Origin of the sequence: Anaeroplasma bactoclasticum (assembly GCF_003550015.1) — a bacterium.
Lineage (GTDB): Bacteria > Bacillota_I > Bacilli_A > Acholeplasmatales > Anaeroplasmataceae > Anaeroplasma > Anaeroplasma bactoclasticum.
Genome location: NZ_QXEV01000056.1, coordinates 1 through 2763, shown reverse-complemented (window position 1 = coordinate 2763; position 2763 = coordinate 1). Strand labels below are relative to the sequence as shown.

General features: G+C 33.5%; 2 protein-coding genes. Both read left to right on the top strand.

The window, feature by feature from the left end; all coding sequences use genetic code 11:
• Positions 1-134: 134 nt before the first annotated feature.
• On the top strand, positions 135-1193 hold the full coding sequence (locus tag EI71_RS10000; RefSeq protein WP_211321114.1) for a hypothetical protein: 1059 nt from the start codon (positions 135-137) through the stop codon (positions 1191-1193).
• Positions 1194-1295: 102 nt separating this feature from the next.
• Positions 1296-2447, top strand: coding sequence for a hypothetical protein (locus EI71_RS09995; protein WP_119017077.1), 1152 nt, complete (start codon positions 1296-1298; stop codon positions 2445-2447).
• Positions 2448-2763: the final 316 nt, after the last annotated feature.

Genomic DNA, 2763 nt, shown 5'->3' with positions numbered 1-2763 from the left:
TAAGCTTCCTATGCCTATTGATTTATATCAGGCCTATGGAGCATATCATTATGGAATTTTTTCTTAATTACCAACTTTTTGTTTGAACTTAGCAACAAATTATGAAAAAATCAAGAATTGCTAAAATTTCCCTTATGGGAGCTTCAATTGCAGCTTTAGCTGCTACATTAACTACTTCAACTTATGCATGGTATGTATCTAACAAGACTGCCAACGTAGAAGCTGTTGCAGGATCTACTGCATCTTCAAGTGCTGGTTCATCAATTTCATTATCTTTGACTGGTAATGTAAATGATTATCATAAAACTATTGCATTAGCTAATAAAACTACAGGATTAAAGCCAGTTGTTAGAACTGGAGCTACAATTGGTTCTACTGGTGCTGTTACAGCAGTATATAAAGAATTATCAGAACCAGCAACTCCAGGTACTGCAGATGTTGGTAACGCAGTTACAACTGAAGGTACTTATTGGTATGAATATGTATTCTATATCAAGGCAGATACTGGTTGTACAGTAAGACCTACTATTACAGTTACAAATACAACAGATGTATTACCTACTCAAGTAAATTATTCAGGCGGATACACAAAAGTTGCTGCTGCAGCAAGTGCTCCAGCATGGGCTGCAGGTACTTATTATTCTTATAGCGCTGGTACTTATACTGCAACAAGTTCTCAGCCAGAAAATTGGGCTACTACATATACTAATTATTATACAGTAAGTCCTAATAAAGTTACAGGCCCTGCTGCTGGTGCTGACTTCTATGTAAATGCATTAAACGCTGCACATATGTCACTTGGTGTTCAAACTGGAACTGTATATGCTGATGGTAGTGTTGAAACATTCCAAGGTACTACAACTGTTGCAGAATATAGTAATCCAGTTCAACCTGTTCAAAATTTCATGGTAGTTACTGCATTAACAGATGACCAAAAACCTACAGGTGTAACTGAAGCAACAGCAGGAGCTACAAACTACTATGAAGCAATTACAGGTAATACATTAAGTGCTGCTGCAAAAGAAACATATGCAGCTGAAAATCATTTTGGTAACCTTACTTTAGTTGCTAATACACCATATAAACTAGTTTATCATTTATGGTTAGATGGTGCTGATGATCAATGCTTCAATGCTTGCGCAGGTCAAACATTCACTGTTGCATTCGATTACACTGTAACAGCAGGAGCATAATAATATTACCTAACAATATAAAAAGTTGATTAAGTAAAATGACGCCGCTAGATAGGCTGGCGGCGTCTATTTTCTTGATTTTTAGAAAGGAGATACAAATCTATGCGAAAGAAGTATATATTTGGTAAAAAACTATATATTAGCATACTAACTAGCATTGTAGTGCTGATGACTACTATAGCTACTACTTTCGCATGGGTTGGTGTTTTCGCTAATTCTACTTTTGAGCAATTTGACATTGAAATTAAGGCTTCAAGCTTAGAGGAATATGGTATTGAAATATCCGCAACAGGAGAAGAAAATACTTTTTCTGACTCTATATCTAGTTCGCAAATAAAAAGACAAATTCTTACAAATTGGGGATATAGAAATGTTTCAATGCTAACAGATGAATCTGTTGATTCGTTGTTTTCAACACTAAATATGCACCAATGTACAAATACCCCAATACTCAATAGTAATAATACAATTCAAAAGCTTGGAGATTTTAGAACGATTGAAAATAATATAACTAAACAATATTATAAGTTTGATATTTATATTGCATCTACACGTTTCTATGAAGGAAACTCTTCCTCGAGTTTCTTATTGGATGTTTATTTAAATCAAGGTTTACTATATTCTCCTGTTAAAAAGTATGATTTAATAGGACCAGTACCATTTCCAAATTCTTTCGTGTCTCCATTAAATAATCTTCCTATAGGTATAAATGCAATAACCGGGAATGATGAAGTTCCTAAGACTATTTATTCAAGTGCTGCTGCTTCTGCTCGTGTTGCATTTGAAAAATATGAAGTTGTTGCTAAAGGGAATCCTAATCTTTATGAGGGCAAAGAACCTATATCTACTGTGATATATACAGGAGATTCTTATGATTATCCTACATATGATGAAGTAAATAATCAGTACGAGTTTGGTGGTATTTTGCCTAATGATAGTAATTTTGCTGTTATGTATTATAATTATTATGATTTTGTTAATGCCAAGAATGGTATATCCCATGTAAGCGTGCCAAATTCTATTTATAGCATTCGTGGTGTCGAATCATCAACTGCAGATAAAACATTACATTCTAATACTAATCATCTGATTGATTCTGAGAATTCAAATGAGAAAATAGGATTAACTAATATGATGAAAGTTACAGTGTCCTTTTGGCTTGAAGGATGGGATGCAGATTGTTATAGTATTTTAGATAGAAATCCAATAACTCTATCTCTATCGTTTGGAATAGTTAATGAGGATATTTTTTAATGATATGGTGCTCTAAATTTTGAGTAGTACATTTTCTTGAAAAAACGAAGTATTAGCTTTATACGTTTAGTAGCACATAACTATAAGCAATGGCGTGACAATACGTTTTAAAAGGCATGATTACATGCCTTTTTTGGTTGACACTATAAAAATAGGATCTTTCCAAACTGAGGTAGTTGCATAACATCTTTTTTTGGTATGCATAAAAGATTCCCACTAAGTTAGAAGTTCTCGCACACTAATGTGAGAAATAATCACTTTATATAAAACAAAACAGAGACATTCTCGCATTTCATGTGAGTTTGTCTCTGTTTTA